Consider the following 23,390-nt stretch of genomic DNA (forward strand, 5'->3'; position numbering starts at 1 on the left):
GCAGGCATGGATTTTGCGCTGATCGGCAATTGCCAGACCGCCGCTCTCGTTGACCGGCGCGGGCGCATCATCTGGTGGTGTTTTCCGCGCTTCGATTCCGATCCGGTGTTCTCCCGCCTGCTGGCGGGAGACGAAGAGAAGGGGTTCTGCGAAGTGGCGCTCGCCGACCTTGTCGAGGTCAAGACGCAGTACTTGCGCAACACCGCCGTCGTCGAGACGATTCTCGTCGACGTGCGCGGCGGGCAGGTGCGCGTCGTCGATTTCGCGCCGCTCTTCGATCTTTACGGCCGCACCTACCGCGCGCCGCAGATCGTGCGGCGCATCGAGCCGATCGCCGGCCTGCCGCGAATCACGGTCAAGGTGCGGCCGACCTGTAACTACGGCGAACGCGTCGGCGAGATCAGCGCCGGCTCGCATCACATCCGCTACATCAGCGGCGGCGCCGTCGTGCGACTGACGACCGACGCGCCGATCTCCTACATCGTCGCCGAAACCGGTTTTCCGCTGCATCGGACGATCAATCTCATCTTCGGTCAGGATGATCCGGTTCGTGACGCCATCGACGACACTTGCCGTGAATTCCTCGACCGCACCTGCGACCATTGGCGCGAGTGGACGCGCCGTCTCAACGTCCCGTTCGAATGGCAGTCGGCGGTGGTGCGCGCGGCGATCACGCTCAGGCTGTGCGCCTACGAGGACACCGGCGGCATCGTCGCCGCCCACACGACGTCGATTCCGGAGGCGCCGGGGACGTCGCGCAATTGGGACTACCGCTATTGCTGGCTGCGCGACGCCTTCTTCGTCGTTCAGGCGCTCAACCGCCTCGGCGCCACGCATATGATGGAATCCTACATCCATTATTTCACCACCATCGCCACGCACGAAACGGGCACGCTGCGGCCGGTGCAAGGCATCGTGCCGTTCACCAACCTCGACGAGAGGACCACGCCGGCGCTGAAGGGCTATCTCGGCTACGGGCCGGTGCGCATCGGCAATCAGGCGGCGGAACAGGTCCAACACGATTCTTACGGCAGCGTCGTGCTCGGCGCGGCGCAGATGTTCGTCGACGAGCGGCTGACCCACATGGGCGACGACACGCTGTTCGCCGAACTCGAGACGCTCGGCGAGAAGGCGTGGAAGGTCGCGTTCGAGCCAGACGCCGGCATCTGGGAATATCGCGGCAGCACGCGGGTCCACACCTATTCCGCCGCTTTGTGCTGGGCCGCGTGCGACCGGCTCGCGCGCATCGCGCATGTCCTTGGTCTCGCCGAACGCCAGCGGTTCTGGGCGTCGCGCGCCGAAATCATCCGCGAACGATTGCTTGTCGGCGCGTGGAACGAAAAACGCGGCGCGCTGACCGCCGCGATCGGCTCGCCCGATCTCGACGCCAGCGTGCTGTTGTTCGCCGAACTCGGCCTGCTGGCGCCTGAGGACCCGCGGTTCCGCAGCACGGTCGAGACGATCGGGCGCGAGCTCATGCGCAACGGCCGCATCATGCGCTACGCCGTCGCCGACGATTTCGGCGCTCCCGAGACGGCGTTTCTCGCCTGCAACTTCTGGTACATCGATGCGCTGGCGCAGATCGGCCGACGCGACGAGGCGCGCGCGATGTTCGAGAGCGTGCTGGCGCGCCGCAACCATTTCGGGCTGCTGTCGGAAGACATCCATCCCGAGACTGGCGAGCTGTGGGGCAATTTTCCTCAGGCTTACTCAATGGCCGGCATAATCAATACGGCGACGCGTCTGTCGTCGAGTTGGGAGGACGCATGGCTACGCGCCTGATCATCGTCTCGAATCGAGTCGCTATTCCCGACACGCGGCAGCACCTGGCGGGCGGGTTGGCGGTCGCGGTCAAGGCCGCGCTGCGCGATCGCGTCGGCGTCTGGTTCGGCTGGAGCGGCGACATCAGCGACCAAGAAGCGACGGCGCCGCGCCGCCTCAAACGCGGCCGGGTCGACTACGCCGTCATCGACCTCTCCGAGGCCGACTACCAGGAATATTACAACGGCTTCGCCAACCGGGTGCTGTGGCCGATCCTACACTACCGGGTCGACTTGCAGGAATATTCACGCGCCGACCAAAGCGGCTACATGCGCGTCAACAGCTTGTTCGCCGACCAGCTCGACGCAATCATCGAGGAAGACGACGTCGTCTGGGTGCACGACTATCATCTGATGCCGCTCGCCCGCGAACTCAGGGCGCGCGGCCGCGTCAACCCGATCGGCTTCTTCCTCCACATTCCCTGCGCGCCGCCCGACATCCTGGCGACGATGCCCAACCACGAGGAGATCCTCGGCAGCCTCGTCCATTACGACCTGGTCGGCTTCCAGACCGACAACGATCGCGACAACTTCGCCCATTACCTGACCTCGCTGGGCGCGAAACCGGTGCGCAGCGCAAGCTTCACGCTCGACGGCCGGACGACCCGCCTCGGCGCCTTTCCGGTCGGCATCGAAACCGCCGTCTACGCCCGCCTCGCCCGCAATGCGGTGCGCTCGCGCTTCGTGCGCGAGATGGTCGAAAGCCTCAACGGCCAGAAGCTGATGCTGGGCGTCGATCGGCTCGACTATTCCAAGGGCATCATCCATCGCCTCAACGCCTTCGATCGCTTTCTCGAGGTCAATCCGGAATGGCGGTCGCGCGTCACCTACCTGCAGGTGACGCCGAAGAGCCGCGGCGAGATTCGCGAATACGCGCAAATCGAGAACGAAGTGACGACGCTGATCAGCAAGATCAACGGGCGCTTCGGCGAGGCGGCGTGGACGCCGGTGCGCTACGTCAACCGCTCCTACTCGCGCACCGCGCTCGCCGGCGTCTATCGCGCCGCCGACGTCGCGCTGGTGACGCCGCTGCGCGACGGCATGAATCTCGTCGCCAAGGAGTTCGTCGCCGCCCAGGACCCGGAGAATCCAGGCGCGCTGATCCTGTCGCAATTCGCCGGCGCGGCGGCCGAGCTCGACGGCGCGGTGATCGTCAATCCGCACGAGGTCGAGGGCGTCGCCGCGGCGATCAAGCAGGCGCTGGAGATGCCGCTGATCGAGCGGCGCGACCGGCACGGGCCGATGCTGGCGCGCCTGCGCGATCACACCGTCGATCAATGGTCCGACAGCTTCCTCACCGCGCTCGGCGAGACGCGGCAGCGGCCGAGCCTGATCGAGGGCCTGAGGGCGATGTTCGGCGCGTCGGCGTAGCGCCGAAAGCGAGGGGCAGAAGAATCGTCATCGCGAACGACAGCGAAGCGGTCGAGACTCAGCCCTGACGCCTCGAACCCATTACGCCCGAGCGGCGAATTTCTTGATCGCTTCCGCGCTGACCGGCGTGAAGAAATTGACCAGATTTCCGTCGGGGTCGCGAAGCAGCAACGAGCGATTTCCCCATGGCGTGGTCGTCGGCTTCTGGACAAAGGCGCGGACGACGTCTTCGAGTCTTTCGTATTCCTGGTCGACGTCGTCGACGCGGAACTCGATGATGCAGCTATGATTGTCGGCGGGACGCGCGGACCCGGCCCCGAACAGCGCCACGGTGCGCTCGCTGCCGATCGCCAACGTGCAGGCAGGCGTCGCCAGCTCGGCGAAGTCCTCCGTGTAGCGCGTCGCCGGCAGGCCGGTGACGCCTTCGTAGAATTCAACCAGGCGGCTTACGTCGCTGGTGATAATCCGCACCGAGACGAAATTCATGATCGCTTCCCTTTCTCAGGTGGCCCGCTGGGGCGCATTCGGCTTGTAGCCGGGGCCTGCTGACAGCATTCTGTCAGCATGGAGACGGGCCATGCGCCGCGCCGACCGAATGTTTCAGATCATTCAGATCCTGCGGCGCACGACCCGTCCGGTCACTGCCGCCAGCTTGGCCGAAGAACTGGAAGTGTCGAAGCGGTCGGTCTACCGCGACGTCGCCGATTTAATCGGGCAGAGGGCGCCGATCCGCGGCGAGGCGGGGTCGGGCTACGTTCTGGCCCGCGACTTCGACATGCCGCCGCTGATGCTCGCGCCCGACGAGATCGAAGCCGCGGTGCTGGGCGCGCAATGGGTGGCTGAGCGCGGGGATGCAGTTCTCGCAACCGCGGCGCGCGATCTGATCGCCAAGATCGAAGCCGCCGTGCCGGAGCGCCTGCGTCCCTACATCGCCGAGCCCACCATCGGCGCGCCGGCCAACAATGCGCCGGCCCGCGACGGCTTGGACATGGCTCGGACCCGCGCCTGGATCCGCGCCGGGCGCAAGATCCGGATCCGCTATCGCGATCAGCATGACGAGGACAGCCAGCGCACCATCTGGCCGGTGATCATCGGCTATGCCGAGACCGTGCGTCTGCTGGCGGCCTGGTGCGAGCTCCGTCAGGACTTCCGCCATTTCAGGACCGACCGTATCGTCGCCGCCGAATTTCTCGACGAGCGCCATGGCGCTCGCCCCGGCGACCTCATGAAGCGTTGGAAACGCAGAATCGAGAAAGAACGCGGCGTGCGCCTGCCATAGCGGCTCGGGCCGGCGCGAAATTCACGCCTGCGCAGCTTCGCGCGTCTCCCTGAGGCTGAGCAGGCTGGCGAAGCTCACCGCCGCGGCCGCGACGATGTAATAGCCGACCCAGGCGACGCCGCCGCGCGCCAGCAGCAGTTGCGCGACGGCGGGGGCGAGCGAAGCGCCGAGAATGCCGCCGAGGTTGTAGGCGCTCGAGGCGCCGGTGTAGCGCACGCGGGCGGGGAACAGCTCCGGCAGCAGCGCGCCGAGCGGGGCGAAGGTGAGGCCCATCGCGGCAAGCGCGAGCGACAGGAAGGCCAGGACGCCGATCGTCCCGCCGCCGAGCAAGGTCGGCATGGCGAGCCCGACCGCCGCTGCGGCGATCGCCGCAACGAGCAGCACTGGCCGGCGGCCGAAGCGGTCGGCGAGCGCAGCGGAGACCGGCGTCGCCGCCGCCATGAACAGCGCCGCCACGCACAGCATCGCCAGGAAGTCGGTGCGCGCGATATGCAGCGTCGTCACGCCGTAGCCGAGCGCGAACACCGTCGAGACGTAGAACAGCGCATAGCAGACGACGATCGCCAGCGAACCCTGGATCATCGGTCGCCAGTGATCGCGGATCGCTTCGACGAGCGGAACTTGAGCGCGCTGGCGCGTTTCGACCAGCGCGCGGAAGGCGGGCGTCTCGGCGACGGTCACGCGGACATAGAGGCCGATCGCCACCAGCGCGGCGCTGAGCAGGAAGGGAACCCGCCACGCCCAGGCGACGAAGCTCTGTTCGCCCAGACCGAGAATCAGTAGCAGGAACAGTCCGTTGGCCATCAGGAAGCCGATCGGCGGCCCCAGTTGCGGGAACATGCCGAACCAGGCGCGCTGGCCGCGCGGCGCGTTCTCGGTCGCCAGCAGCGCCGCGCCGCCCCATTCGCCGCCGAGCCCGACACCCTGGCCGAAGCGCAGCAGGCACAGCAGCCAGGGCGCGAGCGCGCCGGCCGTGGAATAGCCGGGCAGGACGCCGATCAGCGTCGTCGACAGTCCCATGACCACCATCGTCGCCACCAGCGTCGCCTTGCGGCCGATTCGGTCGCCGAAATGGCCGAACAGGAACGCGCCGACAGGCCGCGCCACAAAGGCGACGCCGAAGGTGAGGAAGGCGTTGAGCGCCTGGGTCCGCGGCGCCGATTGCGGGAAGAACGTCTGGCCGATCACCAGCGCCGCGGCGGTGCCGTAGATGTAAAAATCATAAAATTCGATCGCCGTGCCGATCAAGCTCGCCAGCACGATGCGGCCGACGCCGACTCCCGGCGCCCCGATCGCCGCCGTCGCGGCGCCCGTCTCTCCCGTCATGACGTTCCCCGGCCCCTTTTTCTATTTCAATCCGGCTTCGCCCAGTGCGGGCAGCTTTGGCTCAGCGGCAACTTTTGTTCGATGATGCGGAACGGGAAATAGTATTTGCAGCTGCGGTTCCACTGGTCGGCGGTCTGCCCGGACGAAATCAGCGGCGCTTCGTCCCACAGCAACAGGCCAAAGTTTACGCCGACGATGAGCGCCAGCGGCAATATCCATTTCATTGGCCTACCCCCCGAAGGCGACCGACGCCTGGCCCCTTCTCGAAGGGGGGCGCATGGGAATCGGCCGTTCGTCAGCGTCATAATCGCGCCTTTGGCCCGGCGTGACAATTCTCCGGCTGGGGCCGATAACGCTTGCCGCCTTTCGCCGATCTTGCGCGATGACGCGCGATCGAATAAATGGCTGCGATCGGGCTTCGGCCGAACGACTTGGCCTCGGCGCGCTCCCGCGTCAGACTGACGACCTTCTCCCAAACTCGAATCTCGCCGGCCGCGACACGCGGCTTCAATTTGGATCCGTAAGGAAGGAAATTCACATGGCGCAGGGAACCGTGAAGTGGTTCAACGGCCAAAAAGGCTACGGCTTCATCCAGCCGGACGACGGCAGCAAGGACGTCTTCGTCCACATCAGCGCGGTGCAGCGCGCCGGTCTCGTCGATCTCAACGAGGGCCAGAAGGTCGCCTACGAGGTCGTCGCCGATCGCCGCACCGGCAAGTCGTCGGCCGACAATCTGAAGCCGCTGTAAGGCTCACAATCTTTCGCCTCGGCCGGGAACGCCCGGCCGGGGTCGAGGCCATCGGCCCGCGCTCGGGAGACCGGCGCGGGCCGTTTCTTTTTGCGGCAGCTTCGAGCAAGTTGTCTTTAGATTGAAACGGTTCCGGTCGTCATCGCGAGCGACAGCGACGCGATCCGGACTGAGCCGCTGCCGCAATCCCCAAGTCTGGATCGCTTCGCTTTGCTCGCGATGACGACCGAGGCGATTCGACTTGAATGCATCAAGCTTTAGCCCGCCTGGGTGCGGCCGGCTTCCCAACCGATGATCGCCTGCTTGCGCGCCAGGCCCCAGTGGTAGCCGGTCAGCGCGCCAGAGCGCCCGAGAACGCGATGACAGGGGACGACGAACGAGATCGGGTTGCGTCCGACCGCCGCCCCGACCGCGCGCGCCGCGTTGGGCTTGCCGAGATGGCGGGCGATATCGGAATAGGTCGTCGCGCGACCCATCGGCACGGCGAGCAGCGTTTCCCACACCCGCACCTCGAAATCGGTGCCGATCATGACAATTCGCAGCGGCGCGTCGGGCCGCCATTGCGCCGAATCGAAGGCGCGGGCGGCGAGCGGCGCCGTCGCAGCCTCGTCCTCGACCAAGCGGGCGCGCGGCCAACGCTTTCGCATATCGGCGAGCGCCGCGGCGCGGTCCCCGTCGTCGACGAAGCCGAGACCGGCGAGGCCGCGCGGCGCGGCGACGACGATCGCTTCGCCGAACGGCGAGGGGTGAAAGCCGTAGGCGAGTTCGAGGTCGTCGCGGCGATAGTCGCCCGGCGTCAGCGCCTCATGGGTGACGAACAGGTCGTGCAGCCGGCTCGGCCCCGACAGGCCGACGTCGTAGGCGGCGTCGAGCACGCTCGCCGAATCGCGCAGCAGTTCGCGCGCCCGCTCGATCGTCAGCGCTTGCAGGAAGGCCTTCGGCGTCAGTCCCGCCCAGCGCTTGAAGACGTGCTGGAAGTGCGACGCGGAGAGGCCGACGTGGTCGGCGATCGCCTCGATCGACGGCTGGTCGCGCCAGCGGGTCGAGATGAATTCGATCGCCTTGCGCACGACGGCGTAATCGGCGCCGGGCGCGACGGGGAAGGCGGGAAAATCGAGCATTGGTCCGCATCCATGAAGTCCAGAGCGCGTTGCACTCGGTTCGAACTGCTGCGCCACAATCCCCTCTCCCCGCTTGCGGGGAAAGGGCGAGGGTGAGGGGCTTGGTGATTAGCCGCCGCGTTGCAGCCAATCGCCCGGCCCCTCATCCTATCCTTCTCCCCGCAAGCGGGGAGAAGGGACGCAGCTGCGCTGTTTTCGCCTAACTGCAACGCGCTCCTGCCGACATCATCGTCGAGCCGGATGCGCAGCGCCACCCGAAAACGACTACTTTAGTTAGCCGTCTAGCGCGCATCGACGACCGCGCTCCAGCCCCATTTCAGCAGCGGCATAGCGTCATGAGCGAAGGCGACGATGTCGTCGACCAGGGCGGGCTTGGCGAGCCGCGCGTCGGCGATGTCGCGCGAGCAGATGAACGACGCGTTGCGGACCGCGGCGGCGATCTCCTCGTCGTCGATCGCCTCGTAGCCGCGCGGCGCGCGCTTCAACGCGTGTTCGTCTTCGAGCGCGAGGCCGCCGTCGGCGAGCTTGGCGACCATCGTCTTCCACGCCTTTGGCGCGCGCACGATCGCCGCGCGCAGCCGCGCCAGGGCTTCCGGCTCGGGCTGCCAGAAGCCGGCGGCGGCGAAGCAGCCCTCGGCGGACACGTGGACGTAGAGCATGCCGGGGTCGTTTTTCGCGCCCGTCCGAGACAGCACCGCGCCGGCGTTGGTCTTGTACGGGTTCTTGTCCTTGGCGAAGCGCACGTCGCGGTTGATGCGGAAGAGCGACGCCTTGCGGTCGCCCTTGAGCGGCGTTTTCGCCTTGGCGAAGCGCGCCGCGAGTTCTTCGACCAGGTCGCCGAGCGGCCCCTTGATCTCGCCCTCGTAGATTGCGCGGTTGGCCTCGAACCAGTCCTTGGTCTGGTGGAAGGCGAGCGCCTTGAAGAAGGGGACGGCCTGGGGGCCGAAGCCGGAAAAAGGCATGGCGCGATTCCTGACGAAGACCGCGAAAGCGTCGCTCTTCTAGGCCCGGCAAGGCGGACGCGCAAACGTCGCGCTCACTGGGAAGAATTGGGCAACGTCGCCTCGGCGGCGGCGACGATCGCCGCCGCGAGGTCGGCCTGGGCGGCCGGCAGACGAACGGCGAGCAAGTAGAGATCGGGCCCGTCCGCCGGGCCGACGAGCTTGGCGAGACCGACGACCGGCAGCGGGCTCGCGCCCAGCCCGGCCGCGGCGCCCAGTCCGTCCTTGCCGGCGGGCGTCGCGAACGCGACCAGCGTCGCCGTCTTGTAGGTCAGCTTGTCGGCCGGGTAGGGGCCGGCGGGGAAATTCTCCTTCGGCTCGACCCCCTCGGCGATCACCGAAGCGACGAACGCCTTTTCCGGCCCGGCGAAGACGCGCGCGGCGACCTTGGCGACGTCGAAGCGGCCGCTGGTGCCGCCCGAGTCGTCGGCGAGGACAACGGCGGGGCCGGCGATCGGCTGGCTCGCGTCGTCGAGCTTGCCGCTCGGCGCGATCGTCAGCGTCACGCCGCTCGAGCCGTAGAACGAGAAGCATTTCCAGCCGCGCGGCGCGAGCGCGCCGGCGGAATATTGCGCCTGATACCAGGCGAGCCCTTTCGCCGCCGCGGGATTGATGGCGACCGCCTTTGGCTGGCCTTTCGGCGCGGCGACCGGCCCCTGCTGGCCGTCGCTCGCGCAGCCGACGAAGGGGACGGTCTGAGCCGCCCCCGCGGCGAAAGGCGTGAGGGTGAAGGCGGCGCAGATCAGCGCCGCGCATGACAACGAACGAAGCTTCAGCACGGCGCATCTCCCAGCAACCACGAAATTATCGGCGATCGCCGCGGCGGCGGCAAACGCCGGTCTCGTGTTGGGGCGAAACCGGCGCGATGCTGCGGCGCCCGTTGGTCAGGCCGCCGACGCCTGCGACGTCTTCGATTTGATGTAGGCGACGAGGCCAGCGACGTCGTCGGGGACGAGCCTGCCGATCGCGGCCGACGAATAGACGGCGTTGACCAAAGTCCCGTCGGGCGCCAGCACGAACCCGGTGGTCTGCAGGTAATGCGGCTCCGAATTGACGTAGGCGCCGACCGCGGCGGCGATCGCGTCGGCGTCGGCGCCGTAGCCTAGGGGATAGCGGACGTTGTGTTTGGCGGCGAGGGCCGCCGTCGTCGCCTCGTCGTCGACCGAGAAGGCGACGACCTTGACGCCGGCCTCGTCGAGCTTGGCGCTGGCGCGCGCGAAGGCGGCAAGCTGGGCGTTGCAATAGGGACACCAGGCGCCGCGATAGATCAGCACGACGCCGAACGAGCCGGCGAGATCGCCGGGCAGTTCGATCGTTCCACCGCCGACTTTGCGGATCGACAGGCGCGGGAAACGATCGCCGTTGTGAAGAAGGGGCATTGGACAACTCTCCTGTATGTGGACCGGATGGTCCACTGGTGGCGGCAGGAAACTGGACTGTCAAGTCCAATTGATGTATCGCTCGTTCCGGCGAGCGAAGCGGCGGGAAAGCGGCGCGATGAGCGAAAAGCGCGGAACCGAGCGGCGTCTGACGACGCGGGGCGCGGCGACGCGGCGCCGCATCGTCGCGGCGGCGGCCGACCTCGCGATGCTGCGCGCAGCGGCGGCGTTGCAGGCCGAGCGCGTGCTCGCTGCGCACGGGCCGCTGCTCGAGGCGCTCGATTCGCTCGCCGCGATGCGCAGCTGGCGCGACGCCGTTCTGGCGCTCAACCGGCGGACCGGCTGTCCGCTCGGCGCGCTCGTCTATCAGTTGCCGCGCAGCGCCAGAGGCGCGCGGACGGCGGTCGGCGACGGGCTGGAGATATGGCGCCGGCGGATCGAGGAGGGGCTCGTCCGGATGCAGGCGCGCGGCGAACTCGCGCCTGGCGCCGCGCCCGCCGACATCGCGCTCGCTGTTCTCAGCGCCGTGCAGGGCGGCCTGCTGCTGTCGCGCAGCGCCAAGTCCGACCGGCCGCTCGCGCTCGCCTTCGACATGGCGCTCGCCCATGTCGCCGCGCAGGTTCGCAGCCGCCGCGCGGCGAGCCCGTCGAAGGCGTAGCCGCGCGGACCGCTCGCTGGTCGAACCGCTGCGTTCGCGGTAGCTTTCGCCTGCAACGCCTGGGCGGCGGGAGGCTTGTCATGACGCCGGAAGGACTGATCGTCCGCTTGAGCCGCCATGAGCCGAAAGAGACGATGGATCGGCTCGTCGCCGCGGTGACGGCGCGCGGCGCGGCGGTCGTGGCGCGCGTCAACCATGCGGCGGCCGCGGCGGCGGTCGGCCTAGCGCTGGCGCCGACCGAGGTTCTTATCTTCGGCAATCCAAAGGCTGGCACGCCGCTGATGCAGGCGGCGCTGACGATCGGGATTGATCTGCCGCTGCGCGCGCTCGTCTGGCGCGACGCGTCCGGGGCGACCCATGTCGGCTACAACGACCCGCGCTGGCTCGCCCGGCGGCACGGCGCCGAGGTCGGCAATGAGGCGATCCTGAAGGCGATGGCCGATTTTCTCGCCGCCGTCGCCGAGGAAGCGGCGACATAAAGGGACGCTCCGAAATCGGGACACAAATTGGCGCCTAACCCGTTGACTTCAATCTATCGCGTCACGGGTTTGCGCCGCGCGCCCGCCGCCATCGTCGCGAGCGACGAGACGCTGTCCAGACCGAACTGCGCGAGCGGCGGAAAATTGCCACGCAAGCTATTGAAGTCAGGCCTTCGCTCCGGAAAACGGCGCCCCGTGCGTCAGCCCTCCCGGCGCGGGCCCGCCGCTCGCCCAGTCGAGCAGCTCGACCGTGTGGACGACCGGCACCGCGGTCGCGCTGGCGATCTGGGTCAGGCAGCCGATGTTGCCGGCGGCGATGACGTCGGGCTTCAGTCGTTCGAGATGGCTTGCCTTGCGCGCGCGCAGCGCGGCGGCGGTCTCGGGATGGAGAATGTTGTAGGTCCCCGCCGAGCCGCAGCAGAGATGGCTCTCGGCCGGTTCGCGCACGACAAAGCCGGCGCGGCTAAGCAGCGCCTTGGGCGGCTCGACGATTCTCTGTCCGTGCTGCAGCGTGCAGGCGGCGTGGTAGGCGACGACGAGCGGCTTCGGCGCGGCGAAGGGGATATCGAGACCGGCGACATATTCGCTCACATCGCGCGTCCGCGCCGCCACCCGCGCCGCCTTGTCGGCGTAAGCGGGATCGTCGGCGAGCAGCGCGCCATAGTCCTTGATCGTCGCGCCGCAGCCCGACGCCGTGACGACGATCGCCTCGATCCCTTCGCCGTCGATCGCACGCGTCCAGGCGTCGATGTTGGCGCGCATCTGCGCACGCGCGGCGTCCTCGCGACCCATGTGGTGCAGTAGCGAGCCGCAGCAGCCTTCGCCCGGCGCGGGCGCGACGGCGATCCCGGCGCGGCGCAGGAGACGCTCGGTCGCGGCGTTGATTTCTGGGGCGAGCACGGCTTGCGCGCAGCCGGTCAGCAGCGCGACGCGACGGCGGGGCGCATCGGCGCTGGCGACGGGCGCCGCGACGGCTTCAGGGGGCAGACGCGCGCGACGCCTCCTCGCCAGCGCCAGCATCGCCGCGAGCTGCGGCCCGACGCGCGGCAGGGCGGCGATCAGCGGCGCGAACGGCTGCGCCAGCGCGCCGAGCTTGAGGCCAAGCGCGAACAGCGGGCGCGACGGCAACAGCCAAGCGAGCGCAGCGCGCATCAGCCGGTCAGGCAGCTGTCGCTTGTAGCGCGCCTCGATCAGGACGCGCGCGTGGTCGACCAGGCGGCGGTATTCGACGCCCGACGGACAGGTGGTCATGCAGGCGTTGCAGGATAGGCAATGGTCGATCGGCCAGACGTCGTCGTCGGTCGGCGCCCGGCCGCTCTCGAGCAGGTCCTTGATCAGATAGATGCGCCCGCGCGGCGAATCGCGTTCGTCGCCGCTGACGACATAGGTCGGGCAGGTCGCGGTGCAGAAGCCGCAATGGATACAGGAGCGCAGGATCCTCTCCAGCGCGCGGGTTTTCGGATCGGCGAGTTGCTCGGGGGCGAAATGGGTCTGCACGGTTCAAATCCCCGCGTACATGCGCCCGCGGTTGAACAGGCCGTCGGGGTCGAAGGCCGCCTTGACCCGCCGCGTCAGCGCGACGAGCGCAGGCGGCAGCGGTTGGAAGACCTCGACCGCGGCGCGCAAAGCGTCCGGCGCGCGCACGAGCGTCGCGTGGCCGCCGAACGGCGACAGCGCGGCGCGCACGGCGGCGGCGTCGGCCGGCGTCGGCGCCGTCGAAAGCCAGACGAGGCCGCCGCCGCAGTCGAACAGATGCGCCAGCGCGCGGGGACCCAGGCGGGCGAGGAAGTCGACGGCGCGAGACGGCTTGACGCCGACCCGCCAGACCGCGCGCTCGCGCGGCTCGGCGAGGAATTCGGCGTCGCGCAACGCGCGCCATAGCCGGCCCGAATCGTCGCCCTTCAGCACCCGCTCGGCGCCGAATTCGGCAAGCAGCGCCAGCAGCTTGTCGGCGCGATAGTCGACCGAGGCGGCGGCGCCCTCGACGCGCAGGAAGGTGCGCGAGAACTCGCGTCCCATTCCGGGCGACAGCATCGCCGCGCCGCTGACGCCGAACGGCGAACCGAGTGCGGCCGTCATCGCCGCGACCGCCCGCGCGTCGTCGAGGCGGCGGATGACGATGGTCGCTTCGCTCTGAGGCTTCGGCAGCAGCTTGAACGTCGCCTCGGTGAGGAAGCCGAGCACGCCTAAGGCGCCGCAATTGAGCTTGACCAGGTCGAGGCCGGCGACGTTCTTCATCACCCGGCCGCCGGTCATGATCGCTTCGCCGCGGCCGTTGACCAGTCTGAGGCCGATCACGCTGTCGCGCGCCGCCCCGGCGCTGACTCGGCGCGGGCCGGAAGCGTTGGCCGCGACCAGCCCGCCGATCGTCGGCTCGCCGCCGCCGCCGTAGAGCGCGCGATGGTCGATCGGCTCGAACGGCAGCATCTGCCCATGCGCTTCGAGCGCCGCCACGACAACGGCAAGCGGCGTTCCGGCCTTGGCGCGCAGGACCATCTCGGCCGGCTCGTGAAACACGATGCCGTTGAGCCGCGCGCTCGACAGGCGGCGCGCTCCCTCCGGCGGACGGCCAAGCCCGGCGCGCGAGCCGCCGCCGGCGATGTCGAGCGTCTCGCCCGCCCCACGCGCCTCGGCGACCACCGCGCAAGCTTCGGTTTCGTCGCTCGGCGTCAGCGTCGCGACTTCGTCGGCGATCACGCGCCTCTCCCTTCGAGCGGAAAGACCTTGGCCGGATTGAGCCGCGCGGCGGGATCGAACGCCGCGCGCACGCGCTTCTGCTGGGCGAGATCGGCCGCGCTATATTGGCAGGACATCAGATCGCGCTTCTCGATCCCGACGCCGTGCTCGCCGGTCAGGCTGCCGCCGAGCGCGACGCTCATCTTCAGAATTTCCATCCCCGCTTCTTCGGCCTTCTGCTGCTGGGCGGGATCGTTGACGTCGTAGAGGATGAGCGGATGCATGTTGCCGTCGCCGGCGTGGAAGACGTTGGCGACGCGCAAGCCGTAGGCGGCGCAGATCTCGCCGACGCGCTGCAGCGCCTCGGGCAGTCGCCCGGTCGGCACCGTGCCGTCCATGCAGATGTAGTCGGCGACACGGCCGGTCGCGCCAAACGCCGACTTGCGCCCCTTCCAGATCTGCGCGCTCTCCATCGCCGACATCGACTCGCGCATCACCCGCACGCCATGCGCCCTGGCGATCGCCGCGATGCCGGCGAGTTCGGCCGCCATCTCGGCTTCGCTCCCCTCGACCTCGACGATCAGCATCGCCTCGACGTCGAGCGGATAGCCGGCGTGAGCGAAGTCCTCGCAGATCGCGATCGCCGGCCGGTCCATATATTCCATCGCCACCGGCACGATTCCGGCGCCGATGATCGCCGCGACGCAGCGGCTGGCGTCGGCGCAGGAATCGAAGCCGAACAGCACCGGGCGCGCGCCCTCGGCGGCGCGGATCAGCTTGACCGTCGCTTCGACGACGATGCCGAGCTGCCCCTCCGAGCCGCAGACCAACCCTAGCCAGTCGAGCCCGGCGGCGTCGGGCTCGGCCCCGCCGAGGTCGAGGATGTCGCCGTCGAGGGTGACGAGCCGGACGCCGAGCAGGTTGTTGACCGTCACGCCGTATTTGAGGCAATGCGCGCCGCCCGAGTTCATGCCGACGTTGCCGCCGATGGTGCAGGCGAGCTGCGAGGAGGGGTCGGGCGCGTAGAAGAAGCCGTCCGCCGCCGCCGCTTCGGAAATGGCGAGATTGGTGACGCCCGCCTCGACCCGCGCATAACGGTCGGCGAGGTTGATCTCGAGGATGCGGTTCATCTTCGACAGGCCGAGGACGATCGCGTCCTCCTGCGGAATCGCGCCGCCGGAGAGCGAGGTGCCGGCGCCGCGCGGCACAATATTGACGCCGGCGTCGCGGCAGAACCGCATGATGCGCGCGACCTCGTCGACCGAGCGCGGCAGGACGACCGCGAGCGGCAGGCGGCGATAGGCGGTCAGCGCGTCGGTCTCGAACGCGCGCCGCCCGGCGAGGTCGGCGATCAGGCCATTGGCGGGCAGGATCGCCGCCAGGCCGGCGAGGATCTGGTCGCGCCGTTTAAGGATGGTCGGATCAGGCGGCGGAAACGCAATCTGCGCCATGGTCGAGGCCTCCCTAGCATCACGCGGCCGGCGGCCGGGCGCGGCGGGAATCATCCACGGAATGACGAGCCGCCGCAAGACGACTTACGGCGCGATGCGCCCCTGCGGCGGCTCAGCGCCGTCGGGTCAGCCCTAAGGCCCGGGTGATGATCCGGTCGAGCGGGCGCTTGGGCAGCAGCAGCGGCAGCGTCCAGTTGAAGAACTTGCCGCGCAAGATCGCGTAGCGCGCCCGCGGCTTCGGCGCCGTCAGCGCGAGATGGATCGCTTCGCCGATCGCCTCTGGCGGCAGGCCTTTACGCCCGCGCTCGACGAAGACCTTCTTGAACCGCTTCAGCGCGGGGCCGTAATCGGTATTGGCGTAAGCCGAATCGTCGGTCGCTTCGGCCTTGTCCCAGATCGGCGTGACGATCGCGCCCGGACCGATGACGACGACGTCGATGCCGTAGATCGCCAATTCGCGGCGCAGGCTGTCGCTGAACGCCTCCAGCGCGTGCTTCGACATCGCGTAGTCGCCGAGAAACGGCGCGGCGATCCTGCCGGCGACCGAGGTGATGTTGACGATCCGTCCTGGGTCGCCGGTCAGCGACCGATCGGCGCCGAGCAGGGGAATGAAGGCCTGGCTCACGCGCGCCGCGCCGAGCACGTTGACGTCGAGCACCCATCGGATCTGGTCGATCGGCTGATGCGCGAGCGGTCCGCCCAGCGCAAGGCCGGCGTTGTTGACCAGACCCTTGAGCGTGCGCCCGTCGAGCTTCACCCGGGTCTCCTCGGCGGCTCGCCGCACGGCGTCGGCGTCGGTGACGTCGAACAGCAGCGGCTCGACCGCCTCGCCGAATTCCTGGCGCAGCGATTCCGCGTCGGCGACCTTGCGCACGCCGGCGAAGACCCGCCAGCCGTGGCCGACGAGGACCTTGACCGCGCTGCGGCCGATGCCGGTCGAAGCGCCGGTGACGACTGCGTCCAAGGCCATGGATGGTTCCATTCTCGAAATGCGGCCGCCGCAGCGGGCGACGGCGAGGCGCGGCCTAGACCGCCACCGGTTGCGGGATCATGCCTTTGGCGCCGAACACGCGACGATAGCGCGCGATCTCTTCGGGCGACCCGAGCACCTTGTTGGGATTGTCGGAGAGCTTGACCGCCGGCCGCCCGTCGACGTCGGCGACTTTGCAGACGATCGAGATCGCCTTCAGTTCGCCGTCGATCCCGTCGGTCGCGCAGCCCTTGAAGTCGTTGGTGAGGTTGGTGCCCCAGCCGATCGAGACGTTGAGGCGGCCGCGCAGCGCCCTGACTGCGGTCTCGATCGTGTCGATGTCCATTCCGTCGGAAAGGACGAGCAGCTTTTCGTGCGGATTGCGCCCGCGCTTGCGCCACCAGGCGATCAGCTCCTGCGCCGCCGCCATCGGCTCCTTCGAATCCGGGCGGGCGCCCTTCCAGTCCGCCACCCAGTCAGGCGCGCGCGCCAGGAAGTCGGTCGAGCCGAAACAGTCGGGCAGCACGATCAGCAGATTGCCGCCATACATGCGCGCCCAGTCGCGCAGCACTTCGTAAGGCGCCTGCCGCATCGCCTCGTCGTTGTCGGCGAGCGCGGCGTAGACCATCGGCAACTCGTGGGCGTTGGTGCCGATCGCCTCGAGCCCGGTGTCCATCGCGTGCTTGATGTTCGAGGTGCCGATGAAATTGTCGCCGAGGCCCTCCTGCAGCGCCTCGACGCACCAGCGCTGCCACAGAAACCCATGGCGGCGACGGGTGCCGAAATCGGAGATCTTCAGAGGACCCTCGGCGGCGAGCGTGCGCAGCCGTTCGACCTTGCTCCACAGCTTGGCCTTGGCGCGGGCGTAGAGCACGTCGAGATTGAAGCGGCTCATGCCGCGCATGGCGGCGCGCGCGCGCAGTTCGTTGATGATCGCCAGCGCCGGGATCTCCCACATCGTCGTATGCGTCCACGGTCCGGCGAAGCGCAGTTCGTATTGCCCGTCCTTGCGGGTCAGCTCGTATTCGGGCAGGCGGAAGTCGGCCAGCCATTCCATGAAATCAGGCTCGAATATCTGCCGGTCGCCGTAAAATGTGTTGCCGGCGAGCCAGATCAGCTCGTTCTTGGCTAGGCGCAGCGAACGCGCGTGGTCGAGCTGGTCGATCAGTTCGCGCTCGTCGACGATGTCGGCGAGGCGGACCTCACTGGTCCGGTTATGGAGCTGGAAGGTGACTTGGCGGTCGCGATGCAGCTTCCAGATCATCTGCTGCATCAATAGCTTATAGAAATCGGTGTCCAGCAGCGTCCGCACGATCGGGTCGATGCGGAACGTGTGGTTGTAGACACGCGTGGCGATATCCGGGATCATGCCTTCATAACATTAGGGTGCGCAGGGACGAGCGACAAGGGCGGCGCGCCGGCCAAGCGCCAAGCCGCCGCGAGAGGGTGATCGAAACGTGTCGGAAAGCCAAGCGGCAAAGACGCAGCTTCGCGTCGGCCTGTTCGTCACCTGTCTCGTCGACCTGTTTCGCCCGACCGTCGGCTTCGCCGCGGTCAAGCTGCTGGAGGACGCCGGCTGCAAAGTCATCGTTCCGAAGCAGACCTGCTGCGGCCAGCCGGCCTTCAATTCCGGCGACCGCGCCGACGCCCAGGCGATCGCCCGCCGCAACATGGAAACCTTCGCCGGTTGCGATTACGTGGTGGCGCCGAGCGGCTCATGCGCCGGCATGCTCGCCAGACACTACCCGGAACTGTTCGCCGACGAGCCGGACATGGCGATCAAGGCCGTCGCCTTCTCCGCCAAGTGCCGCGAGCTGACGAGCTTCCTGGTCGATACGCTCGGCGTGACCAGCGTCGCGGCGCGTTTTTCCGGCGTCGCCGTCTACCACGATTCCTGTTCGGGCTTGCGCGAACTCGGCGTGCGCGACCAGCCGCGCAAGCTGCTCGCCAGCGTCGAAGGCCTGAGCCTGGTCGAACTCGACGAGGCCGACGTCTGCTGTGGCTTCGGCGGAACCTTCGCGGTCAAGTACGGCGAACTCTCCGACGCAATCGTCGCGCGCAAGAGCGACAAGATCGTCGCGACCGGCGCCGACACCCTGCTCGCCGGCGATCTTGGCTGCCTGATGAACATGGCGGGCAAGCTGCAGCGCCAGGGCCGCGCGGTGAAGGCGCGCCATGTCGCCGAGGTGCTGGCCGGCATGACCGACGAGCCGGCGATCGGCGAGCCCGCTGAGGACGAAGCGAAGTGAGCGTCGCCGGCGCCACGCCGCGCTTCAAGGACAATGTCCACGACGCGCTCAATGACCAGCGCCTGCAGGGCGCGCTGCCGCACGCGAAGAATTTCATCGGCAGGCGCGCCGACGCCGTGGCGCGCCTGCCGGAGTTCGACGCGCTTCGCGACAGCGCCCGTGCGATCAAGGACCACACGCTCGCCCATCTCGATCTCTATCTCGAAGCCTACGAGCGCAAGGTCGTCGAGGCGGGCGGCCGCGTGCACTATGCGCGCGATTCCGAAGAAGCGGTCGAGATCATCCTCGGCATCTGCGAGGCGCGTGGCGCCAAGGTGGTGACCAAGGGCAAGTCGATGATCTCCGAGGAGATCGGCCTCAACGCGGCCTTGGAGCGAAAAGGCATAGATGCGGTCGAGACCGACCTCGGCGAATATGTCATCCAGCTGCGCGGCGAGGCGCCCTCGCACATCATCGCCCCGGCAATCCACGTCACCCGCGACGATATCGAGGCCGATTTCCGCCGTGTCCACCGCGATCTCCCGCCGGACCGAGACCTTTCGCGGCCCGAGCAGCTACTTGGCGAGGCGCGCGCGATTCTGCGCGACCGCTTCCTTTCCGCCGATGTCGGCCTGACCGGCGCCAATTTCCTTGTCGCCGAGACCGGGACGTCGATCATCGTCACCAACGAGGGCAACGGCGACCTGACCCAGACCTTGCCCAAGGTCCATGTCGTCCTCGCCTCGCTCGAAAAGATCACCCCGACGCTCAACGACGTGGCGCAGATTCTGCGCGTGCTCGGCCGCTCGGCGACCGGCCAGGACATGTCGGTCTACACCACGCTGTCGACCGGCCCGCGCCGGCCGGGCGACCCCGACGGGCCAGAGGCATATCACGTCGTGCTGCTCGACAACGGCCGCTCTGCGACGCTCGGCGGCCCGTTCGCCGAGATGTTGCGCTGCATCCGCTGCGGCGCCTGCATGAACCATTGTCCGGTCTATCATGCCGTTGGCGGCCACGCTTACGGCTGGGTCTATCCCGGGCCGATGGGCGCGGTGCTGACGCCGCTGTTGATCGGCGTCGCCGAGGGCGGCCAGTTGCCCAACGCGTCGACCTTCTGCGGCCGCTGCGAAGAGGTCTGTCCGATGCGCATCCCGCTGCCGAAGCTGATGCGCAATTGGCGCGAACGCGAGTTCGAGCGCCGCCTGACGCCGCCGCTCGCGCGCGCCGGGCTGCGGCTATGGGTGTTCTTCGCCAAGCGGCCGGCGCTCTATCGGCTCGCCGTCGAGCCGGCGATGCGCGCGCTCGGCCTGATCGGCCGCCGCCGCGGCCGTTTCGCCTGGTTGCCGTTCGCCGGCGGCTGGACGCGCTGGCGCGATCTCGCCGCGCCGCAGGGCGCGACCTTTCAGAGCCGCTGGCGGGCGAAGAGCGGGGCAGTCGAATGAGCGCGCGCGAGGAGATCTTCGCCTCGATCCGCCGTTCGCTGAACGTCGGGCCGGTCGATGCGCCGCGTCGCGACGCGGTCGCCGCGCGGCTCGCTCACGCGCCGGTCGGGATCGTTCCGCGCCGCGGCCACGGCGAGGCGGCCGAGCGGCTGGCGACCTTCAAGTCCGAGGCGGAGCGCGTCCAGGCGACGATCGCCGAGGCCGCGGCGGCCGCCGACGTTCCGGCCGAGATCGCGCGCTACCTGCGCGAAAACAACCTGCCGGCGACCCTACGCTTCGGCGACGACCAGCGCCTCGCAGACATGCCGTGGGCGGCGACCGCGCTCGAAATCGCACGCGGCCCCTCCGAGGGCGACGATCTCAACGCCGTCAGCGCCGCCTTCGCCGCCGTGGCCGAGACCGGGACGCTGGCGCTCCTCTCCGGCTCGGACAATCCGACGACGCTCAACTTCCTGCCCGACAACCATTTCGTCGTCGTCTTCGCCGCAGACGTCGTCGCCGACGTCGAAAGCGTCTTTGCCCGGCTGAAGGCGGCCTATGGACCCGGCGCGCTGCCGCGCACGGTCAATTTCATCACCGGCCCGTCGCGCTCGGCCGACATCGAGCAGACCCTGCTGCTCGGCGCCCATGGGCCGAGGAGGCTGCATATTGTTGTCGTCGGCGCCGGTTAGCCTCGCCGCCCCAAACTGGCCTTCGTGGCGATTTAGTAACCATCCCGTAGCTAAGAAACAGAATGCGACGGGGTCCTTGACGATGGCGTTTCGACGGCTTTTGGCGGGCGGACTGATCGGGCTTGCGCTCGTCTGCGCGGCGACGGCGGCGTTCGCCGAGGACGCGGCCGCGCTGGCCCCGGCGGCCGCGCTCAACCCGGCGGCGATCCCAATCCCGGCCCCCATCCCCGTTCCTGCCGCCGTCCCCGCCGCCCAGGCGCAGCCCGGCGCCGCCTATTCGCCCGGCGCCCTCGCCGCGACGCCGGGCGCCGTCCCGATCCCCGTCGTCGCCGCGCCGGCCAAGCCGAAGAAGATCGCTCCGCCGCCGCCGCCGCTCGAAACGGCGCTGTCGAGCGATCCCGCGCCGACGCTGACCGCCGACACCGCCGCCCTGACGGCCAAAGCGGCCGACCGCTACGCGGCGATCGAAGCGGCGGGCGGCTGGCCGACCGACATCGCGCCGCTCGGCCCCCATTCAAAAGGTCCCGAGGTCGCCGACCTGCGCCGCCGTCTGGCGATCGAAGGCGATCTCGATCGCGCCGCCGCCGAAGGGCTGCGAACGCTGGCGTGGGACGCCGACCTCACGGCTGCGGTCAAGCGCTTCCAGGCGCGCATGGGCCTGCGTCCGACCGGGATCGTCGCCGGCGCGACGCTGAAGGCGCTCAACGCGCCGGCGAGCGTGCGCGCGCAAGAACTCGCGGCGAGCGCGCGCCGCCTCGCCGATGTGACATTCGGGTTCGGCGAGCGCTATGTCGTCGTCAACCTGCCGGCGACCGCGGTCGAAGCGGTCGAGAACGGCGCGGTCGTCCACCGTTACGCGGCGATCGTCGGCGACGTCGATCATCCGTCGCCTCAGATCGCCGCCCATATCGCAGCGATCAATCTCAATCCGACCTGGACCGTGCCGGTCTCGATCATCAAGAAGGAAATCATCCCGCGCATGCAGCGCGATCCCGGTTATCTTGCGCGCGAAAAGATCCGCATCCTCGATTCGACCGGCGCGGAGATCGACCCCAAGCGCATCGATTGGTCGACCGAGCGCGCGGTCAATTACACGCTGCGTCAGGATTCGGGCGCCGGCAATTCGCTCGGCGCGATCCGCATCGACATGCCCAACAAGCTCGCCGTCTACATGCACGACACGCCGTCGAAGCGCTTGTTCGGCGCCGACTACCGCTTCTTGAGCCACGGCTGCGTGCGGGTGCAGGGCGTCTACGATCTCGCCGCTTGGCTGCTCGACGGCGCGAGCGGCGCGCCGCTCGGCGGCGCCTGGGACAAGGATGCGCTCGTCGCCGAGACCAAGACCGGCGCGCGCGAGGACATCAAGCTGACGCGCTCGACGCCGGTGATCTGGGTCTATCTCACCGGCTGGGCGAGCGCCGACGGCGCCGCCAATTTCCGCAACGACGTCTATGGCCTCGACGCCGCGGCGGACGCGTCGGCGGGCGTCGCGCCGGCCTCGCCGTTCGATGAGGCGTTGCGCCCGGCGCCCTTCGCCGCCAACGCCCAATGACGGCTTCGCGGCCCTTGCAGAACCGCGTCGATCCCTACGGCGCGCTCGTCGCCGTCGCCGCACGCGGCGCGCTGATGGGCAATCGCGGCGGCCGCTTTCATCGCCCCGACCAGACCCTCGGCCGCCGCCGCTGGGCTTCGCGCCAATGGATCTCGTGCCTGTGCGCATTCCGGGGCCGCCGTCGCCGCGTGTGGGGCGCGAGCTACACCGAGCTGTTCTTTCTCGACGAGCCGACGGCGCTCGCCGCCGGCCACCGACCGTGCTTCGTCTGCCGCCGCGCCGACGCGGAGGCGTTCCGCGACGCGTTCGTCGCCGGGACGCGAAGCGCGCCCGCGATCGACGAAGTCCTCCACCGTGAGCGGCTTGCCGAGCTTCCCGGCCGCATCGTCGAGCGCCCGCTCGCCGGGTTGCCCGACGGGACGATGATCGAGCGCGACGGCCGACCCTACGGGGTGCGCGGCGCGGCGTTGCTGCCATGGAGCTTCTTCGGCTATGGCGCGCCCGAGGCGCGCCCGGCGAGCGAAGCGGCTCGCGTGCTGACGCCGCCGGCTATTGTCGCCGCGCTCGAAGCCGGTTATCGCCCGCGTTGGGCCGAGGATCTTTCCTGATGACGATTCGCCTGTTTGCGCGCGGTCGGTTCGCGCTCGTCGCGCTCGCCGGCGCTTTGCTGCTCGCCGCCTGCGGCGAGGTGCCGCTGGCGCCGATCGATTCGCGGCTGGCGCGGCGCCTCGACAATGTCCGGCTCGATCCCGGCGCCGCGGAATCGGCGATCAACGCCTATCGCTCGAGCCGCAGCCTCAAGCCGCTGCGGCTCGATCCGGCGCTGACCGCGATGGCGCAGCGCCAGGCCGACGCGATGGTCGCCGGCGATGCGCTGTCGCACGGCGTCGGCGGCCCGTTCCCGACGCGACTCGCAGCCGCCGGAATCGTCACGACCGAGGCAGGCGAGAATCTCGGCGCAGGCTATTTTTCGCTCGACGAGGCGATGACCGGCTGGCGCGGCTCGGCCGAGCACGACGCCAACCTGCGCATGCCCGGCTTCACCCGCATGGGCGTCGCCATCGCCAAGAGCCCGAACACCCATTACGGCGTCTATTGGGCGCTGGAGCTCGCCGCCGACCAGCAGCGTCCGTCGGATGCGCTGCGCACAGGCGGCTTTTGAGCCGTCGCAGCCTTGACCGCGCGCGTCGCTTACGGCTTTCATGACCGGCGCGT

At 68.9% G+C, this 23,390-nt stretch carries 24 protein-coding genes; 12 read left to right on the forward strand and 12 right to left on the reverse strand.

The genetic code is table 11. The features are described from left to right. Positions 1-6 precede the first annotated feature (6 nt). Both ABSF49_RS00960 and otsA read left to right on the forward strand, forming a co-directional pair. The gene (locus ABSF49_RS00960; RefSeq protein ID WP_424110757.1) at positions 7-1,782 is read left to right on the forward strand and encodes a glycoside hydrolase family 15 protein; all 1,776 of its coding nucleotides are present in this window, start codon (positions 7-9) and stop codon (positions 1,780-1,782) included. Beyond that, positions 1,767-3,191 (forward strand): alpha,alpha-trehalose-phosphate synthase (UDP-forming), encoded by a 1,425-nt coding sequence (gene otsA / locus ABSF49_RS00965; protein ID WP_424110758.1) that lies wholly within the window; start codon positions 1,767-1,769, stop codon positions 3,189-3,191. The genes ABSF49_RS00960 and otsA overlap by 16 nt, the downstream gene beginning before the upstream one ends. 81 nt (positions 3,192-3,272) lie before the next feature. Here otsA and ABSF49_RS00970 read toward each other — a convergent pair whose 3' ends face one another. Continuing rightward, positions 3,273-3,677, reverse strand: a complete 405-nt coding sequence (locus ABSF49_RS00970; RefSeq protein WP_424110759.1) for a VOC family protein — start codon at positions 3,675-3,677, stop codon at positions 3,273-3,275. A 91-nt stretch (positions 3,678-3,768) separates the two neighbouring features. On the opposite strand from ABSF49_RS00970, the gene ABSF49_RS00975 reads away from it, so the two are divergent. After that, positions 3,769-4,470 carry a helix-turn-helix transcriptional regulator gene (locus ABSF49_RS00975; RefSeq protein WP_424110760.1) on the forward strand — a complete coding sequence of 234 codons (702 nt, stop codon included), beginning with the start codon at positions 3,769-3,771 and terminating at the stop codon, positions 4,468-4,470. Between the two features lie 21 nt (positions 4,471-4,491). Here the strand turns inward: ABSF49_RS00975 and ABSF49_RS00980 are convergent, their stop codons facing one another. Together ABSF49_RS00980 and ABSF49_RS00985 are read right to left on the reverse strand one after the other, a co-directional pair. Next, entirely contained in the window at positions 4,492-5,796 is a 1,305-nt protein-coding gene (locus ABSF49_RS00980; RefSeq protein WP_424110761.1) for an MFS transporter, read from the reverse strand. A 26-nt stretch (positions 5,797-5,822) separates the two neighbouring features. Beyond that, positions 5,823-6,020, reverse strand: a complete 198-nt coding sequence (locus ABSF49_RS00985) for a hypothetical protein (RefSeq protein ID WP_424110762.1) — start codon at positions 6,018-6,020, stop codon at positions 5,823-5,825. Between the two features lie 314 nt (positions 6,021-6,334). Here ABSF49_RS00985 and ABSF49_RS00990 point away from each other — a divergent pair, with 314 nt between their 5' ends. After that, complete coding sequence (locus ABSF49_RS00990) at positions 6,335-6,544, forward strand: cold-shock protein (protein WP_424110763.1); 210 nt, start codon at positions 6,335-6,337, stop codon at positions 6,542-6,544. Between the two features lie 257 nt (positions 6,545-6,801). Here ABSF49_RS00990 and ABSF49_RS00995 read toward each other — a convergent pair whose 3' ends face one another. The 4 genes from ABSF49_RS00995 to ABSF49_RS01010 all read right to left on the reverse strand — a co-directional run bounded on the left by ABSF49_RS00995 (position 6,802) and on the right by ABSF49_RS01010 (position 10,045). Continuing rightward, entirely contained in the window at positions 6,802-7,665 is an 864-nt protein-coding gene (locus tag ABSF49_RS00995) for a methylated-DNA--[protein]-cysteine S-methyltransferase (RefSeq protein WP_424110764.1), read from the reverse strand. 281 nt (positions 7,666-7,946) lie between these two features. Then, positions 7,947-8,627 (reverse strand): TIGR02453 family protein, encoded by a 681-nt coding sequence (locus ABSF49_RS01000; protein ID WP_424110765.1) that lies wholly within the window; start codon positions 8,625-8,627, stop codon positions 7,947-7,949. A 74-nt stretch (positions 8,628-8,701) separates the two neighbouring features. Further along, a complete protein-coding gene (locus ABSF49_RS01005) occupies positions 8,702-9,445 on the reverse strand; it encodes a hypothetical protein (RefSeq protein WP_424110766.1) in 744 nt (247 codons plus the stop codon). A 105-nt stretch (positions 9,446-9,550) separates the two neighbouring features. Beyond that, positions 9,551-10,045 (reverse strand): redoxin domain-containing protein, encoded by a 495-nt coding sequence (locus ABSF49_RS01010; protein ID WP_424110767.1) that lies wholly within the window; start codon positions 10,043-10,045, stop codon positions 9,551-9,553. A gap of 118 nt (positions 10,046-10,163) precedes the next feature. Between ABSF49_RS01010 and ABSF49_RS01015 the strand changes: the two genes are divergently transcribed. Together ABSF49_RS01015 and ABSF49_RS01020 are read left to right on the forward strand one after the other, a co-directional pair. Beyond that, the gene (locus tag ABSF49_RS01015) at positions 10,164-10,703 is read left to right on the forward strand and encodes an LmrA/YxaF family transcription factor (protein WP_424110768.1); all 540 of its coding nucleotides are present in this window, start codon (positions 10,164-10,166) and stop codon (positions 10,701-10,703) included. 80 nt (positions 10,704-10,783) lie between these two features. Further along, complete coding sequence (locus tag ABSF49_RS01020) at positions 10,784-11,182, forward strand: DUF302 domain-containing protein (protein WP_424110769.1); 399 nt, start codon at positions 10,784-10,786, stop codon at positions 11,180-11,182. Positions 11,183-11,347: 165 nt separating this feature from the next. On the opposite strand, the gene glcF is transcribed toward ABSF49_RS01020, so the two are convergent. The 5 genes from glcF to ABSF49_RS01045 all read right to left on the reverse strand — a co-directional run bounded on the left by glcF (position 11,348) and on the right by ABSF49_RS01045 (position 17,648). Then, positions 11,348-12,679, reverse strand: coding sequence for a glycolate oxidase subunit GlcF (glcF, locus tag ABSF49_RS01025; RefSeq protein ID WP_424110770.1), 1,332 nt, complete (start codon positions 12,677-12,679; stop codon positions 11,348-11,350). A gap of 3 nt (positions 12,680-12,682) precedes the next feature. Then, a complete protein-coding gene (locus ABSF49_RS01030) occupies positions 12,683-13,879 on the reverse strand; it encodes an FAD-binding protein (protein WP_424110771.1) in 1,197 nt (398 codons plus the stop codon). Next, positions 13,876-15,309, reverse strand: a complete 1,434-nt coding sequence (locus tag ABSF49_RS01035) for an FAD-linked oxidase C-terminal domain-containing protein (protein WP_424110772.1) — start codon at positions 15,307-15,309, stop codon at positions 13,876-13,878. Before ABSF49_RS01035 ends, ABSF49_RS01030 begins: the two co-directional genes overlap by 4 nt. Positions 15,310-15,421: 112 nt before the next feature. After that, entirely contained in the window at positions 15,422-16,279 is an 858-nt protein-coding gene (locus tag ABSF49_RS01040; RefSeq protein WP_424110773.1) for an SDR family oxidoreductase, read from the reverse strand. 55 nt (positions 16,280-16,334) lie between these two features. After that, positions 16,335-17,648 carry a nicotinate phosphoribosyltransferase gene (locus ABSF49_RS01045; RefSeq protein ID WP_424110774.1) on the reverse strand — a complete coding sequence of 438 codons (1,314 nt, stop codon included), beginning with the start codon at positions 17,646-17,648 and terminating at the stop codon, positions 16,335-16,337. 88 nt (positions 17,649-17,736) lie between these two features. Between ABSF49_RS01045 and ABSF49_RS01050 the strand changes: the two genes are divergently transcribed. From ABSF49_RS01050 to ABSF49_RS01075, 6 genes are all read left to right on the forward strand, one after another. Beyond that, entirely contained in the window at positions 17,737-18,528 is a 792-nt protein-coding gene (locus tag ABSF49_RS01050; RefSeq protein ID WP_424110775.1) for a (Fe-S)-binding protein, read from the forward strand. After that, the gene (locus ABSF49_RS01055; RefSeq protein WP_424110776.1) at positions 18,525-19,952 is read left to right on the forward strand and encodes a lactate utilization protein B; all 1,428 of its coding nucleotides are present in this window, start codon (positions 18,525-18,527) and stop codon (positions 19,950-19,952) included. Before ABSF49_RS01050 ends, ABSF49_RS01055 begins: the two co-directional genes overlap by 4 nt. Then, positions 19,949-20,623 (forward strand): LutC/YkgG family protein, encoded by a 675-nt coding sequence (locus tag ABSF49_RS01060; protein WP_424110777.1) that lies wholly within the window; start codon positions 19,949-19,951, stop codon positions 20,621-20,623. Before ABSF49_RS01055 ends, ABSF49_RS01060 begins: the two co-directional genes overlap by 4 nt. 82 nt (positions 20,624-20,705) lie before the next feature. Then, a complete protein-coding gene (locus tag ABSF49_RS01065; RefSeq protein WP_424110778.1) occupies positions 20,706-22,175 on the forward strand; it encodes a L,D-transpeptidase family protein in 1,470 nt (489 codons plus the stop codon). A 14-nt stretch (positions 22,176-22,189) separates the two neighbouring features. After that, positions 22,190-22,783: a hypothetical protein gene (locus ABSF49_RS01070; RefSeq protein WP_424110779.1), complete on the forward strand. Its 594-nt coding sequence runs from the start codon at positions 22,190-22,192 to the stop codon at positions 22,781-22,783. Continuing rightward, positions 22,783-23,337 (forward strand): CAP domain-containing protein, encoded by a 555-nt coding sequence (locus tag ABSF49_RS01075; protein ID WP_424110780.1) that lies wholly within the window; start codon positions 22,783-22,785, stop codon positions 23,335-23,337. Before ABSF49_RS01070 ends, ABSF49_RS01075 begins: the two co-directional genes overlap by 1 nt. The last annotated feature ends 53 nt before the right edge of the window (positions 23,338-23,390 follow it).

It is taken from the genome of Roseiarcus sp., from assembly GCF_049514155.1.
GTDB lineage: Bacteria > Pseudomonadota > Alphaproteobacteria > Rhizobiales > Beijerinckiaceae > Roseiarcus.